The organism is Trueperella pyogenes, from assembly GCF_001070855.1.
Lineage (GTDB): Bacteria > Actinomycetota > Actinomycetes > Actinomycetales > Actinomycetaceae > Pauljensenia > Pauljensenia pyogenes_A.
Genome location: NZ_JVLH01000006.1, coordinates 176,736 through 191,890, shown reverse-complemented (window position 1 = coordinate 191,890; position 15,155 = coordinate 176,736). Strand labels below are relative to the sequence as shown.

11 protein-coding genes are annotated in these 15,155 nt (G+C 52.9%); 6 read left to right on the top strand and 5 right to left on the bottom strand.

Annotated elements, in window-relative coordinates:
• Nucleotides 1-4: 4 nt before the first annotated feature.
• The 4 genes from mtrB (at nt 5) to hpf (ending at nt 4,958) form a co-directional block, all read left to right on the top strand.
• Complete coding sequence (mtrB, locus tag ADG72_RS02230) at nt 5-1,684, top strand: MtrAB system histidine kinase MtrB (protein ID WP_048711882.1); 1,680 nt, start codon at nt 5-7, stop codon at nt 1,682-1,684.
• A 2-nt stretch (nt 1,685-1,686) separates the two neighbouring features.
• Complete coding sequence (locus ADG72_RS02225) at nt 1,687-3,378, top strand: LpqB family beta-propeller domain-containing protein (RefSeq protein WP_048711880.1); 1,692 nt, start codon at nt 1,687-1,689, stop codon at nt 3,376-3,378.
• 188 nt (nt 3,379-3,566) lie between these two features.
• A complete protein-coding gene (locus ADG72_RS02220; protein WP_048711879.1) occupies nt 3,567-4,130 on the top strand; it encodes a hypothetical protein in 564 nt (187 codons plus the stop codon).
• Nucleotides 4,131-4,301: 171 nt separating this feature from the next.
• The gene (gene hpf / locus ADG72_RS02215; RefSeq protein WP_048711878.1) at nt 4,302-4,958 is read left to right on the top strand and encodes a ribosome hibernation-promoting factor, HPF/YfiA family; all 657 of its coding nucleotides are present in this window, start codon (nt 4,302-4,304) and stop codon (nt 4,956-4,958) included.
• A 61-nt stretch (nt 4,959-5,019) separates the two neighbouring features.
• Here the strand turns inward: hpf and ADG72_RS02210 are convergent, their stop codons facing one another.
• The gene (locus tag ADG72_RS02210; protein ID WP_048711876.1) at nt 5,020-5,805 is read right to left on the bottom strand and encodes a FadR/GntR family transcriptional regulator; all 786 of its coding nucleotides are present in this window, start codon (nt 5,803-5,805) and stop codon (nt 5,020-5,022) included.
• Between the two features lie 316 nt (nt 5,806-6,121).
• Here ADG72_RS02210 and secA point away from each other — a divergent pair, with 316 nt between their 5' ends.
• On the top strand, nt 6,122-8,929 hold the full coding sequence (secA, locus tag ADG72_RS02205) for a preprotein translocase subunit SecA (protein WP_048711875.1): 2,808 nt from the start codon (nt 6,122-6,124) through the stop codon (nt 8,927-8,929).
• Between the two features lie 76 nt (nt 8,930-9,005).
• Here secA and ADG72_RS02200 read toward each other — a convergent pair whose 3' ends face one another.
• Entirely contained in the window at nt 9,006-9,473 is a 468-nt protein-coding gene (locus ADG72_RS02200; RefSeq protein WP_048711874.1) for an Rv3235 family protein, read from the bottom strand.
• A 407-nt stretch (nt 9,474-9,880) separates the two neighbouring features.
• Nucleotides 9,881-10,087, bottom strand: coding sequence for a helix-turn-helix domain-containing protein (locus ADG72_RS02195; RefSeq protein ID WP_192831724.1), 207 nt, complete (start codon nt 10,085-10,087; stop codon nt 9,881-9,883).
• A 259-nt stretch (nt 10,088-10,346) separates the two neighbouring features.
• Between ADG72_RS02195 and ADG72_RS02190 the strand changes: the two genes are divergently transcribed.
• Entirely contained in the window at nt 10,347-10,808 is a 462-nt protein-coding gene (locus ADG72_RS02190; protein WP_048711871.1) for a DUF6912 family protein, read from the top strand.
• 3 nt (nt 10,809-10,811) lie between these two features.
• On the opposite strand, the gene ADG72_RS02185 is transcribed toward ADG72_RS02190, so the two are convergent.
• Together ADG72_RS02185 and ADG72_RS02180 are read right to left on the bottom strand one after the other, a co-directional pair.
• Nucleotides 10,812-13,877, bottom strand: coding sequence for an AAA family ATPase (locus tag ADG72_RS02185; RefSeq protein ID WP_048711870.1), 3,066 nt, complete (start codon nt 13,875-13,877; stop codon nt 10,812-10,814).
• On the bottom strand, nt 13,874-15,124 hold the full coding sequence (locus ADG72_RS02180; protein ID WP_048711868.1) for an exonuclease SbcCD subunit D: 1,251 nt from the start codon (nt 15,122-15,124) through the stop codon (nt 13,874-13,876). The genes ADG72_RS02185 and ADG72_RS02180 overlap by 4 nt, the downstream gene beginning before the upstream one ends.
• Between the last annotated feature and the right edge of the window lie 31 nt (nt 15,125-15,155).

Below are 15,155 nucleotides of genomic sequence, written 5' to 3'. Positions count from 1 at the left end.
GGGAGTGCTCTCGACGCCCCCTGTTCCTGAGTCTCATGTTGCGCCACTGGAGCGCATACTTCTTTTTCTTCAACGGCTATTCCGGCCTCTTCGACAGTGGCGTGGTTGGGAACGTATTTCTCAGTGGGAAGCTCTAAGAGCAATTCGTAATTCCGCTTCTTTGCGTGCGGCTTCCTACCTCGCTGCGGTGTCGATGGTGCTCATCCTTATTGCGGGAACAATTGTTGCGACTCAACTGCGCAGTAGCGTTTTTGAATCTCGACGAACCGCAGTACTTTCAGATGCGGCTTTGCGTTTTTCAACTGCGCAATCGGTTTTCGACCAGTCAACAGCCAGCACTCCCGATCAGATCCAAGAATCAACCCGACAGCTTGCAACCTCCTTACGTGTTTCTGCCTCGGGTACTGGGGCGGTTTCTGTTCTGCTCTTGCGCTCGCAATCGCAATCGCAATCGCAATCACTTCGGATCAATGAGATTGTTGACCCCACGGTCTTAGGTGTCATTAGTGAAGAGATGAAAAATGCCGTAGCAGGATCAACGGATCCCCAATGGCAATCAGTCTCAATTCCTTCCGCGCGTGATGCGAACCAGCGAGTACCTGCAATCCTTGTGGGGAGAAACGTTCAGGTACCGCGAGCAGGAACCCACCAGCTGTATATCGTTTATTCGCTTCAAGCAGACCAAGAACGCATTGACACCGTCATGGGAATCTTGATCTTTGCCGGGATTCCGTTCTTGCTGTTGATTCCGATCATCACCTTCATCTTGATCTATCACATCTTGGGACCGGTGCGTCGTACTGCAACAGCGGCAGGAAAGCTTGCTGAGGGAAATCTAGATGTTCGAATTGACAGCAGTGATGCCCGCGGTAGCGATGAGATGGCAAATCTTGGGCGTGCCTTCAATAACATGGCCGAATCGCTTGAGAAGAAAATTGATGAATATGACGAGCTCTCTCGGCTCCAGCAGCGCTTCGTCTCTGATGTCTCTCATGAACTCCGTACGCCGCTGACGACCATTCGTATGGCGGAAGAAATGATCTGGGATCAACGTAAGAATTTTGATCCCGTGACCACTCGGAGTGCAGAACTGCTTCATGAACAGGTTGAGCGCTTCGATTCCATGCTGGCTGATCTCCTAGAGATCTCGCGTCACGATGCGCAATCTGTCGACCTCGCTGCGGAAAGCATTGATCTTCGAGGCTTGGTCACGCGCGTTGTTAACGCAAACAGTGAGCTTGCGCAGCGCTTGGGAGTCGAGGTTATTGTCAATGCGCCGACGCATAATTGCACAGCAGAAATTGATGATCGACGTATTGAGCGTGTCATTCGCAATCTCTTGGTGAACGCTTATGAACACGCAGAATCTCGACCAGTTGTTGTGACCATTGCTTCGAATGAAACCGCTGTCGCGGTACGCGTACGTGACCATGGCGTTGGCATGGAACCGGCAACGGTTGAGCGAGTTTTTGACCGCTTTTATCGTGCGGATCCTGCGCGAACACGAACCACTGGAGGAACAGGTCTTGGGTTGGCCATTTCCTTGGAAGATGTTGTTCTTCACGGAGGAACATTAACTGCGTGGGGTGAGATCGGAGTCGGATCCTCTTTCATGATGACGCTTCCCAAGAAAGTCGGGACAGCGATTTCAAGCGATCCCTTAGAACTGTGGGAAAAGGAGTGAAGATGAATCAGCGACTGTATCTTGCTGTAGTGGCTATTCTCAGCAGCCTTTCTCTGGCTGCCTGCACTTCTTTGCCAACTTCCTCCTCACCTTCGCCTTTTGATGTCGATGCCCCCAATGCTCAGCCGGTTGATTTGGCAGCGGGTGGTCCTGTGGCTGATGCGGATCCGGAAAGCTTGCTCAGCAGTTTTCTCTTGGCCTGTGCCGCGGGAGCTTCAGACGACTACGCAACCGCGCGTCTTTTCTTAACCAGCTCCTCCGCGCAGACCTGGGACCCGCATAAGTTAGTGACGATTTATTCGACGGATTCAACGCCGAAGGTGTCTTACTCTTTTGACCCTTCGAAAACGGACACTCTGAATGCATCGATCACGGCCACCGGCGTGGGCTCTGTTGACCAAAATGGTGTCCTTTCCCCGGCAGAAACTTCCTCACTTGAAGCGCGCTTCCACCTGGTTCGTGAGAATGGCCAGTGGCGTATTGATGCGCCTGCGGATGGGGTCGTTGTTTCTCAGGCATCATTTACGGCCTCGCACGAGCTTGTTTCGCTGATGTTTCTTTCAGCGACCGGCGATTCTCTGATTGCTGATCCGCGCTGGTATCCCACGCGCCGGGTCGAAACCCATATGCTCGAGGGACTCATCGCTGGCCCCCAGTCACATCTCTCCGATGCCCTAGTGAATGCAATCCCTTCGGGCACCTCGATTTCAGCGGGTGGTATCGAGCTCTCCGACCACGTTGCCAAGGTGTCTTTGAACGGAACGCTTCCCAGCGATGACCGCGGGAAGCAGTTGATGGCGTGGGAGATTTCCCAAACCCTCCAGCGCTCGGGTCGCGTGAATTCTGTCGAGATTAATGTCGGGGGAGAGGTTCTTCCTTCCTCGGGGCTTCCTTCTCAGCCGTCCTTTGATCTTGATTCAGCGGTTGCTTTCAACTCGAATGGTTTGGTTCGAATTGACGGGCGTAGTGTTTCGACCCGGGTTCTTCCCATTGCCCCTTCGCCATCTGCCTCGCTTCCGGCGGTGTCTCCAGTTTCTTCATCCTTGCTAGCTTGGCGTGAGGACGATCGTCTTATTTTGGTCGATTCCTCAACCAACGCAACGCGGGTAGTGGATGGGTCAGAAGGGCAGTATTCGCCTTCTATCGATCGTTTCGGATGGGTGTGGGACATTCCTCGGGGAGGCAACCTGAGGGCCTCGCGAATTGATGGGCAGAACTTGCCGATTGCCTCGGAAAATCAATCCCTGAGCGGTGTGAGTGCCGTGAGGATCTCTCCCGATGGCGCGCGTGCACTTTTACTCCGCCAGGTGGGTGGCTCCACGAGTGCCTGGATTGCCGGAATTGAGCGCCGAGGCAGTGGTGAGCCGATCGCGCTCACTGACCCCGAACCCCTGGCTGGTTTGTCTACCGGTGTCGATGATGTGTCGTGGGCAGGGCGTTCTACGGTTGTTGCCGTGCGTCAAGGGGGGCTTCGCGTAGGTAATGATCAGGTGGACGAAGTTTCTTTGGTGACCGTGCCTGTCGGTGGTTTTCCCTCGGTTCTTGCTCTTCCCACTGGGACTCAGCGACTGAGTGCAGGCTCCTCTTCAACGACGATGGTGATCCGCGGGAAAGACGGCAATTATCAGGTTCGTTCCGGGGCGCTATGGCAGTCTCTTGAAGGGAACCTTCGCGACGTGAACTTCCCTGGCTGAATCGTTTTCTCCACAGATTGCCTATGCGGTCTGCGTGTGCTTTCTTTTCGTGCTGATCTTCCTGTATGGGAGTTTTTCACGAGGCCGCGCGGGAGTTGGCCAGTTTATGTATCCCCAGTAGTTGCGCTGGCTGTGGCGCGTGGGATCAGACCTTGTGTGACCAATGTTTTGGGTTATCACGCTCCTTCGTGCCGACATGGGAAGTTATCGATTCGGGGTGGGCAGAATATCCGCTGTGGTCGCTGAGTGAATACTCCGGATCTATGCGGTCCATTATTTTGGCCGCAAAACACTCCGGGCGCGTCGATCTATCGCCTTTTCTTTTCGAATGCGGAAAAAGCATTGGCGATGCGCTGGGAAAGAGCGGGATGCTTGCGGTGGGTGAACCCCATACATGTTTGTGGATTGTGCCTGCACCATCCAGTTGGAAACGACGTTTCTTTGGTCATCCCATAACCTCCCATATTGCCGATGGTGTGGCTCAGGGAATTCGTTTATCTGCGCCGGTTCCGGTAGTGGTTCGTGATATCTGCAGGTTGGATCCCTGGGTCTCTTCACAGGCGGGAAAGAACTCAGAAAAGCGCAGAGAAGCTCGGCGCGGTCACATGTACGTATCAATGCCCATTCCTCAGGATGTGGGACTTGTGGCAGTCGACGATGTTGTTGCAACGGGTGGAACGATGAGCGAATTATTCCGTGTTTGCGGAAAAAACTGGGTGGCAGGGGCGTGTATTGCGCGGGCGCGACGATAGTGTCGCTCTATGATGCAGATCACCGTTATCTGCTATACTCGATGCATCTCTTCCAGTGATGGTTTTCCATCACATGCTGATCGGGGGTGGTAGTTCAAGACACTCCGGGGCAATGACGTCGCCGGGTTTTCGATCGCGACTGTGGTCGCATTTCATGATGTGGAGAGAAATATGGACATCACAGTAGCTGCACGTAATGCAGAGATTCATCCGAACTTCCGCGCATACATCGAGGAAAAACTTGCGAAGGTTACGCAGTTTTATCCTCGTGCCCAAAGGGTTGATGTTGAGTTAACCCACCAGAAGAATCCGCGACAGGCTGATACAGCAGAGCGGATTGAACTAACAGTCTTTGGCAAAGGCCCAATTATTCGAGCAGAGGCAGAATCTGCAGACCGCTACGCCGCGGTTGATATTGCTGCTGGAAAGCTATTTGAGCGCCTTCGTCGTATGCGTGATCGGGCGAAAGATCACCACCGCACGGAAGAAATTCTGGCTCCCGATTTAGATGTTCTTCCCGCAAGCGTTGGGGAAGAAGCGGAGCTTGTTGAACGGGCTCCAACGTCCTTGAAGAGCGCGGGGGATCTGAAAGTCGGCGAAGCTCGCGAGGAGCAGCTGGGAGATAGTCCGATTATTGTCCGCCAGAAGGTTCATGAGACGGTTCCTATGAGCGTTGACGAGGCATTGAATCAGATGGAACTGGTGGGGCACCCCTTCTTCCTCTTTGTTGATGAAGAAACAATGCAGCCCTGCGTCGTCTACCATCGCCACGGCTGGACCTATGGTGTTCTGCGTCTGAATGCAACAGTTATCCAAACTGGCGAATAAAACGCGCACTTGAGGGGTGTGGGGAGCCTGCTTCGGTAGGCTCCCCACACCCCTCAAGTTTTCATTTATCAGTGGATGAGGCTTCTTCTTGCGACAAAGAACCCAAGGCCTGGTTCAGTGGATCGTAGTGTGCGAAGACAGCACGACGGTATCCCTCAAGATCGCCGTTTTCTGCACTGACCAGCATGGCCTCGTGGGCGCGAGCAGTTTCCGGAAGCCCTTCAAAACCTCGATGGATCTGTGGGAGCGCCATCATGTGAATCATCCACATGGCATTCACCAGCTGCTCGGCAAGGGGGTTATTGATCTTCTTCAAGAGCGCGGTGTGAAATTCAATGTCTTCGTCCATGAAGAACTCGCTGCGCTGAGCCTTCGAGATCATCTGGTCGACTAGTTCATGAAGATGATCATCGTGCGTGCCTTGAAGTGCCTGGATTGCCTCGCTTGCCAAACCTAGATCCAAAACTTGGCGGACCCGCAAAACCTGGGACAAGGCCTCGGCAGAATCAGGAGCGGTAGAGGAGCGAAGGAAAACGGTTTTGATCAAGGGGCGAAGTGTCATATCTCCGACGAAAGCACCGCGACCTTGCTGGACATCCACAATCTCAAGCGCCTTGAGCTGGCGCAGTGCCTCGCGTACTGATGAACGTGATACACCTAGCGAATCGCATAGAGCTGATTCTGTGGGAAGAGGATCTCCGGGTTGTAAGTGATTAGCGACGATGTACTGTTCGATCGCTTCCATCGTTGTTTCGGTGCGCGAAAGTAGTGTTGGAGCCGGCGACTGTATCGCGCTCCGGTGTGCGAACACTCCAGCGTCGGGGTGAGGCGATTGAATTTCGGACATGGCTTAGACTCTTTCGCACCTGGGGACCTGCTCCTCGTCGTAGAAGAGAAGATCGCGAGGTTGTGCGCATAGACCCATTTCTACGCGCGTAATTTCCTGACCCGTACAGCGTACCATTGCTTGCGCGCCAAGTTGTCGGATATCAGTTGTCGGGTTGATATTGCGTCACTGATGAACAACTTCAGAACAATCGGCTTGCAGAGAAAAACGACACGGTTGTTGGGATGAAGTCGAAAGCGTCGGCGGAAATTCGTAGACTAGGAGAAGTGTGCTAGACGCACGCCCGGATCATCCGGTCACAATCCCAGGAGTCCCCGTGTCCATTATTGACAAGATCCTCCGAGCTGGAGAAGGACGTACCTTACGTCAACTCGACCGGCTCGCCTCGCAAGTCGATGCTCTTCAAGATGACTTTGAAGCCCTCACCGATGAGGAATTGCGCGGAAAAACAGAGGAGTTCAAAGAGCGCCTCAATGAAGGCGAAACCTTGGATGACATCCTGGTTGAGGCTTTTGCAACCGTTCGCGAAGCAGCGTGGCGCACCCTGCGTCAGCGTCCCTTCCATGTTCAGGTCATGGGTGGTATCGCCCTGCACCGAGGCAACATCGCCGAAATGAAAACCGGTGAAGGTAAGACGCTAGTCGCGACTATGCCCTCCTACCTGCGTGCGCTGACCGGTAAGGGCGTTCACGTCGTGACCGTGAACGATTATCTGGCGAAGTACCAATCTGATCTGATGGCCCGCGTCTACAACTTCCTGGGACTCACCGTGGGCTGTGTGCTGGTTGGACAGGAGCCGGAGGAACGCCGCGAGCAGTACAACGCGGACATTACCTACGGAACGAATAACGAATTCGGCTTCGATTACCTGCGTGACAACATGGCGCAGCGTCCAGAAGATATGGTCCAGCGTGGACACAACTTCGTGATTGTCGATGAGGTCGACTCGATTCTGATCGACGAGGCTCGTACCCCTCTGATCATTTCAGGCCCCGCATCTGGCGATGTCAATCGCTGGTACACGGAGTTTGCTCGCATCGCGAATATTCTGGTTCGCGACGAGGACTACGAAGTCGATGAGAAGAAGAAGACCATCGGTGTCCTTGAACCCGGTATCGACAAGGTTGAAGATCAACTGGGTGTCGAGAACCTCTACGAAGCAGCTAATACTCCGCTGATCGGCTTCCTCAATAACGCGATTCGTGCAAAGGAACTTTTCCATCGCGATCGCGATTACATCGTCGACGGGGGAGAAGTCCTGATCGTTGACGAACACACTGGCCGTGTGCTTCCTGGGCGTCGTTACAACGATGGTATGCACCAAGCGATCGAAGCGAAGGAAGGCGTGAAGATCCAGGCTGAAAATCAGACCCTGGCAACCATTACTCTTCAGAACTACTTCCGTCTGTACCCCGAGGGTTCGCGTTCGGGTATGACCGGTACTGCAGAGACCGAAGCTGCAGAATTCGCCTCGACCTACAAGATCGGTGTTATTCCGATTCCGACGAACCGTCCGATGATTCGTAAGGATCAAGGCGACCTGGTCTACCCGACCGAGGCCGGCAAGTTCCGAGCGATCATTGACGATATTGAAGAACGCCACGCGGCTGGACAGCCGGTTTTGGTTGGTACCGCATCGGTTCAAAAGTCCGAGCTTTTGTCGCGGATGCTCAAAGAACGTAAGATTCCGCACCAGGTTCTGAACGCTAAGCAGCATGCGCGTGAAGCTCAGATTGTTGCGATGGCTGGCCGTAAGGGCGCAGTGACAGTTGCGACAAACATGGCCGGTCGTGGTACCGACATCATGCTCGGTGGAAACTCTGAGTTCCTGGCTCAGGCGAACCTTGCTGCTCGTGGGCTGGACCCGAAGGCTGACGCAGAAGAATACCGTAGCGCGTGGCCGGAAGCCCTTGCCGAGGCCGAGGCCGCAGTCGATGCCGAGCGTGAAGAAGTTCGTGAGCTGGGTGGCTTGTATGTGCTGGGCTCGGAGCGCCATGAGTCCCGTCGTATCGACAATCAGCTCCGAGGCCGTAGCGGTCGTCAAGGCGATCCTGGCGAGTCTCGTTTCTACCTGTCGATGGAAGACGACCTCATGCGTCTCTTCTCCTCAGGCCTCGCACAGCGCATCATGGCATCAGGTGCTTACCCCGAGGATCAGCCGCTAGAAAATCGTATTGTCACCCGCTCGATTGCCTCCGCACAGCACCAGGTTGAGGCTCGTAACTTCGAGATTCGAAAGAACGTCTTGAAGTATGACGACGTGATGACTGACCAGCGTGAGCTGATCTACGACCAGCGTCGTCGCGTTTTGGAAGGCGAAGATTTGGGGCCCCAGATGAAGGGCTTCATGGAGTCCCTGGTGTCCGGGATCATCGCTGAAAAGACCAACGGTCTGTCGCCTCGTGAATGGAACCTCAAGGAACTCTGGGATACCCTGCGCGGTTACTACCCGCCCTCGGTTACTCCTGAGGAAGTTGAAGACCAGTATGGCGGCCACGGCTCGCTAACCCGCGATGACTTGATGCGCGAGGTCCTCGGCGATATTGAAACGCAGTACCAAGAAGCAGAAGAGCAGCTCAACCACAACCCGTTGGCCATTCAGCAGCTCGGTGATGAACCGATGCGTACGCTGGAACGACGAGTGGTGATTGCAACTGTTGATCGTCTGTGGCGTGAACACCTCTACGAGATGGATTACCTGAAGGAAGGTATCGGTCTTCGTGCGATGGGCCAGCGTGATCCTCTTGTCGAATATAAGGACGAGGGTGCGCGGTTGTTTAACACGATGATGGATCGCATTCGCGAGGAAAGCGTTCAGCAGATCTTCTCCTACGCGCGTCAATTCCAGCTGGCCTATGAGCAGGCTCGTGAGCGCGCGGCGGTCGAAGAGCAGGCAGAAGGCGTATCTGAGGCTGAACTCAGTGAGGATGCGCGCCGCAAGGCTGCTGAGACCGAAGAACGGGCTATCGAGCGTTCCGCATCCGTGATGGGTGATGTGGGGCAGGAAAAGACCTCTGCTCGTCTGAGCTATTCTTCACCAGATCAAGACGGTGAGACGACCTCGACAACAGAGGGAACTAATCGTGCTCAGCGTCGCGCGGCAAAGAAGCGTAAGAAGCGCTGATCGACCGCTGTGACTGAATGTTGATGGCGGCATGCACCATGCGGTGCATGCCGCCACTGTTTTATCTGCACTCTCCTTACAGAACATCCAGTGCGGTGACAATCCATCTGTTTTTAAAAGTCTGCAGACGCATGGAGATGACGTGTCTGCCTTCTCCTTGCGCGATGATCACGCAGGATTCGATGACCGTTGCTGAAGTTTGGCTGATATGCCATTGAATGGGGTGGCAGGGCTCGCGTCGAAAGCTTCGTGGATCTCTGTTAATGATGGTGACAAGTCGTTGGTAGAGCGGTGGGACTAGCCATCGTCGGAGCTGTTCGTATGGGCGGAGGTGGAGAAGGACCTCCATAATGCCTCGAGCTAGTCCAATTGACCACTGGCATAGGTTCGTAATTTCTTGTTCTTGCGGGATCAGAGGATTATCGGCGTTGAGATACGAACTCAGCGTTGTTGGGCTATTGACAGGAGTATCTCGCGAAAGGTCCCAGCTAATTCGGAAAGCGTGATCTGCTGGTGGGATCAGTACTCTTGACTGTCGTGGCATTGTCAAGACTCCTTGGGCGGCTGTATTCATGGGGGCGACGCCTCATCTTTGGGGCGGATACTTGGAGTCTTGAGGAATTAAGTTGAGCTGTCAATCCAACTATAAAATGCTTGTGTATACAAGGTGTTGGCTAATGAAGTCACTGTCAGGTATGAGTGATACCTGGTTTTATCAATTTTTATATGAAAGTGAAGTCGCTCAAGTAGACGTATGTGCCAGTAGCAATAAAATAAGTATCTTCTCGATCTCAGCAAAAATTGAGAAAATGTGCAGTCGCCGATGGGAAAACATCCAGATTTAGGGTTGTGGATGAGCTTCTTTTCGCCGTGAAAAGATCTAGGATTATGCGCCCTTCGCATGAAAATGTGGGCAGAGAAATCTCTGCCCACATCTAACATCTCCTAGGGTTATGCGCTATGGCTTAAGCGTGCACGTGAATGCTCGTATTGGGTTTGGATAAATTCTTCGAGGACGGATTCTTCAACACGCCACATGCGCTTGCCTCCCAATTGAATGGCTGGTAGCTCGCCGGAATTTACCAGTGAGCGCGCAGCGGAAAGCGTAATGTTGAGTGTCTCGGCGACCTCGGCGAGAGTGAGGAATCGTTGATTCATGCCTTCAATCATGCCATTTTTTTCGGGATTTTTGGAGTCTGTAAAGCGATTACTTTTGAGCTATTTGTGCAGATGAAAGCCTATTGATTCCGCTTCGGTGAAATCGGGGGCGATCGATTAAGTTCGGACAATGTCACACGTGTCAATTTGATTACTGCCGCTTTGTTTCAGTTAATGTCATTTCGTTCTTGTCTGACACGTCTTTGGGTGGATGCGGGTGCCTTAAGACAGTACGCACTTTCGTGCATAAACTGGTGCTATGCGAATCTATTACCCTGTTCTTGCTCGTGAATTGGAAGAGGGAAACTTGGCGCCCCGACCCGCCTACTGTGTCGATCTTTCCTCTTCGCTGCGCGGTGAAGATTTAGAACTTGCTGAAGACGATGCGCGCGATTTAGCTGCTCTCGATTCCTTGGCGTTACTACGCGATGAACAGGGTGCGCTCAGTCGGTGCATTATCGCTGCAGATATCGAGGGTATTTCTGTTGCACCCTACGATGGTGAGGTTGCTCAGACACAGCCTTGCGCTCCAGTTGAAAGCCATATTGCCGCTTACTTTATCGATCATCCAGATGCTTCAGAGAAGGTTCGTGCAGTCCTTGACGCACAGACTCAGGACGAGGCGGACGAAGCTGTCGCAAGCCTGTGGGATGAAAGCATGGAATGGTACGCCCCGGAAGAGCGCGAGGACGTGATCCGTATTCTTCGTCAGATGCGCTGACGGCTAGTGCCCTCTGATGCTCAGGGTTGAGCCTTGGCCTTCTTTCCATGTGACCTGGATTTGGTCTGCGATTTGCCGTGCCATCTCATCGACATGACTGATGACACCAATGCATCGATCGCTTTGACGCAAGGCTAGGAGCTGTGCCATCACGATGTCGAGGGTGTCGAGATCCAAGGAACCGAAGCCCTCGTCGATGAACATGCTTGAAAGCATGATGCCGCCGCTTTCGGCCATAACCACGTCTGCGAGTCCAAGTGCCAATGCCAGGGAGACATAGAAGGTTTCTCCACCCGAGAGAGTTGAAGGGGTGCGAGTATCTTCAGCCTCATGATCGAAGATCACCAGACCTAGGCCGTTTTTACGCGATCGTGTTGGGTCTGTATCGCTGCGTTGTAGTTCGTAGCGTCCGTGTGAAATCTCTGCTAGCCGCGGATTGGCAGCCGAGATCAATTCTTCAAAACGAGACATGAGAATCCATGAACTCAGTGGTACTCGATGGATGCTGGCTTGGCCGTTTCCACTTGCAAGCTGGGCAAGTCGAAGGCGAGGATATCCTTCTTTGAGCACCTGACGTAGATCGGCCAGCGTTGAGCGAATCTGGGTTTCTGAGCGGTGAATACCTTTTGTGAGTGCTTGGATGTCAGCAAGGGTGGAACTAGCGCGGAGTTCTTCTTCTCGTGCCGCTTCTCGTGCGCTTTCACATGCATTAAGATCTGGGATTTCTGCCGTCTCTAAGCCAGAAAAACGTTCCGAATTCAAACGTGCCTGAACCGTATGAAGTTCTTGGCGATAGTGACGAATCTGCTCGCTGAGTCCCTCCAACTGAGGAAGGTCTTTGAGCTCTTCACGAATCTGATTGAGGTCTATATGCTCATCTTTATATCCGGACTCTGAGAGCGCGGTATTGAGGTATTGCTGATTGCTCTGGACAAGCTGTGCAGCCTGATCGAAGTCGTTGAGAGCTTGAGAAAAAGCGTCTTGATGATCTTGCTTGCGCTCAAGGGCCTCTTTCCACTCTTCAAGCGAGGCGTAGTCCGCCAGAGCTTGGGTGAGGGATGCTTCGAATGTACTGATTTGAGCTTTGACTTCTTGGATTCGTGAGTTAATGCTTGTGAGTTTTTCTTGCGTTGATGCGTGCGCACTCAGGATTTCTTTTTCGCTCTCTGAAGTAGCTTCAAATTCTGCGCTCAGTGCCTGATAGTTTTCTGCCAGAGCGTTGAGCTGGTCAATGCTTTGCCTAAGGGTATCTCGTTGAATGCGTAGGGATTTGCTGTCTGATCCAGCTTGCTCATTGAGTGCGGCAATTTGCGCCACGCATTGTGAGCGTTGGGTACTGAGCTCATGAAGAAGTTTATCGGCTTCTTGGCGAAGTGCCTCAAGCTCATCGAGTCTCTGGCGACTCATTGTATTGTCGCTATCCGATTGTGCTGGGGCGGGATGCGAGGTTGAGCCGCAGACGGGACAGGGGGTGTCCTCTTCGAGTTCGGTAGCCAGCGAGGCAGCAGTTTCTTGGAGCCATGTCTCGCGTGCAAGAAGAGCAGCGATGCCACTTTCGCGGGCAGTCCGATGCGCTTTTTGGATTTCCTCAGCAAGACCGATGAGTTGAGCACGCAGTATATCGGCTCTTTCAGCCGCATCGACGCGTTGGTTCAATGCGTCGAGCTGAGCCGATGAGGAAGCAAGGACAGAACGCGCCTCTTGGCTGGATTCAATTTTCTGCCTGAGTTCCGTTCGGGTCTTAAGCAGTGCATCTGAGCGCTGTTTCAGCTCTTCGATCAGTTGACGTGCCTGGATTTCCTGGGCGCTCAGCTGGTCATATTCCATGCGTGCATCGACTAATTGCTGGTGGACATGGCTTGCGTTGCTCACCTTCTCAAACTCAGCAAGAAGTTCATTCTTTCCCGCGGATAAATCGGCATGGGCCTGAGTCGTATCGAACAGTGCTCCATCCATCCGCTCAGAGAGCGAGATGAACTTTTCTAAAGCGGACGAGGCCTGCATAAGTTTTGACCTTGCAGAGTCGAATTGCTGCAGGGGAGCTTTGAGAGGCTCGAGGCTTCGCAGATGCGCTTCCTTGACGGTGAGGGAATCAATCTGACTTTCTTGTGAAAGAAGTGCGGCCTGCTGGGTGGTTAACAGCTTGTATTCATTGAAACGTTGTTGAAGGTCTTGGGCTGCAGTCAACTCCGCGTTTCGATGGTCAAGAAGAACCTGAGCACTGTCAAGACTGTGCTGGGCATCATCGCGCTGTTTCTTCAATACATCATTCAGGTGCCCGCTGAGCTTCAGCAGATCTGCGTTTAGTTCTTCATATTCACCGGTACTTTCAAGTTTTTCGCTCAGCTTCGTGAGCTCATCGGAAAGAGACTCGCCCAGGGAAGAGTCGGTGATCTGGCTCTGTAGCATTCCCAGAGCACTCAAAATATCGTGGCGTGTCCGCGTGATGGATTCATCTGCTGACTTTGCTTCTTCGACAAAAGCATTTTGCAGATCTTGAAAATACTGGGTACCGAAAATATCTCGGAGAATTTTCTCTCTATCCGAGGATTTTGCACTGAGGAAGCGCGCAAATTGTCCCTGTGGAAGAACAACAGTTTGCAGGAATTGTTCCTTTGTTAATCCGATGAGCGCGGTAATCATTGATTGCGCTTCGGGGATGGAACGGCTCAGGGCTTCAAGTGTTGAAAAACCAGAGGGATCCGAAGGGCTGGGAGTTACCTTTTCAAAAGTCACTGTTGCATTGACCGGGGTTGCACGTCCCTCTTTGACATACTGCGGGGTTCGGCGAACTCGGTAAATCCCGGCAGAGACTTCAAAAACCACTTCCACATAAGAGGGGTCATTTGGGGCGCAATACAGCGAACGTAGTCGGTTTTTCGCCCCGTCGTTTCCGCTTGCGACATCTCCGTAGAGTCCGAACACGATGGCATCGATCAGTGTCGATTTTCCAGAACCGGTTGCTCCACGTAAAAGGAAGAGTCCCGCGTCGGTGAAATGCTGGAAGTCAATAAATTGACGTGACGCAAATGGGCCGATCCCGCTGAGTTCCAAAGTGAGTAGCTTCATTGGAGGTCTTCTTTCACCTTGTTCACAACCTGATCGATAACGTTACTTTCTTCTGTTGATACCGGCTGTCCACCCTGTTGAGAGAAAAAGTCTGCGAGGGTTGAACGAATATCCATCGTTGCAAGGTTCCGCCCGGGCGCTGACAGGATGGGTGTATGTGCTGGCGCGTGGATGATCGAGAGCGCGTGTGGGTACGCAGCGCGAAGACGGGAAACCATTGACTGAGGTCGTGCATTATCGGTAACGGTCAAAGACACATAGGATTCCCGATCGATCTGTGCTGCTTTTTCGAGAAGAGAATCCATTGAGCCCGTGAGGACAACAAGGGGATGCGCGGATGGGATATCAACCGTTGAGAGCGTAAGAGGCATTGAAATACCAGAAATCTCAACCCTTTGAGTATGTGGCGTGAGCTTTTTAATATCCGGATAAGTATCAATGATGACTGCGCTTTTATCCCCAGGAGCTTCTGAAAATGAATAGGCAATGGGTGAACCGGAATAGCGAATAGGTACTTGAGAAGAGGAGATAGCTTGAGGCCGATGTAAATGTCCTAAAGCAACGTAACTTAGCCCAGGAGTTGGTGCTTGGGGATCAGCACCAAAGTTTTCGAAGGTTTCGGCTGAGACTGAAGGAACACCACCAACTTCAATGTTGCGCTCAGAGTCCGAAGGTGCGGCACCGACAATGAAGGCATGGGCCATCACCACAGCTGGGCGCAAATCCCCTTCACTGCGCCGTTGCTTGAGATCAGTGCCGATACGCCGCATTGCTGCATCCATTACTGCCTGATGGCTGCGTTCAAGCGGCTGATCACTGGGGGATAACGCTGAACGGACTAAATCGGGCTCAAGGTAGGGGATCGGGTAGACCAAAACTCCTGGATCGTCACCGGTGCCGAGGTATTCGCGGGCGGTGCCGATGTCTTCAACACGTGTACACACCTGGATATTTCCGCGAAGGAAGTGCGAATACATTCCCAGACGCCCCGCGGAATCATGATTTCCTGATGTGAGTAATACCTGAGTGATAGAGCTAAGTTCTTCAAGAAGGCTCATCACTTCATTGATCTGACCGACGGGAGGAATAGCTCGGTCATAGACATCGCCAGAGATTAAAACCAGCTGGATATTCTGCGTCTTCACGGTGTCGATGAGCCAGCGAGAAAAAAGAGCGCGTGCGTCGCCTAAATCTTGACCGTGGAGACTACGGCCAAAATGCCAATCGGAGGTGTGAAGAATTCGCATGTGCCTAGTATGAACCGCCCCGCCGGCATTT

Bases quoted from the DNA above. Each gene is read 5' to 3' on its own strand.
- ADG72_RS02225 (WP_048711880.1), top strand. From the start codon at position 1,687: ATGAATCAGCGACTGTATCTTGCTGTAGTGGCTATTCTCAGCAGCCTT.
- hpf (WP_048711878.1), top strand. From the start codon at position 4,302: ATGGACATCACAGTAGCTGCACGTAATGCAGAGATTCATCCGAACTTC.
- ADG72_RS02210 (WP_048711876.1), bottom strand. From the start codon at position 5,805: ATGTCCGAAATTCAATCGCCTCACCCCGACGCTGGAGTGTTCGCACAC.
- ADG72_RS02200 (WP_048711874.1), bottom strand. From the start codon at position 9,473: ATGCCACGACAGTCAAGAGTACTGATCCCACCAGCAGATCACGCTTTC.
- ADG72_RS02195 (WP_192831724.1), bottom strand. From the start codon at position 10,087: ATGAATCAACGATTCCTCACTCTCGCCGAGGTCGCCGAGACACTCAAC.
- ADG72_RS02190 (WP_048711871.1), top strand. From the start codon at position 10,347: ATGCGAATCTATTACCCTGTTCTTGCTCGTGAATTGGAAGAGGGAAAC.
- ADG72_RS02185 (WP_048711870.1), bottom strand. From the start codon at position 13,877: ATGAAGCTACTCACTTTGGAACTCAGCGGGATCGGCCCATTTGCGTCA.
- ADG72_RS02180 (WP_048711868.1), bottom strand. From the start codon at position 15,124: ATGCGAATTCTTCACACCTCCGATTGGCATTTTGGCCGTAGTCTCCAC.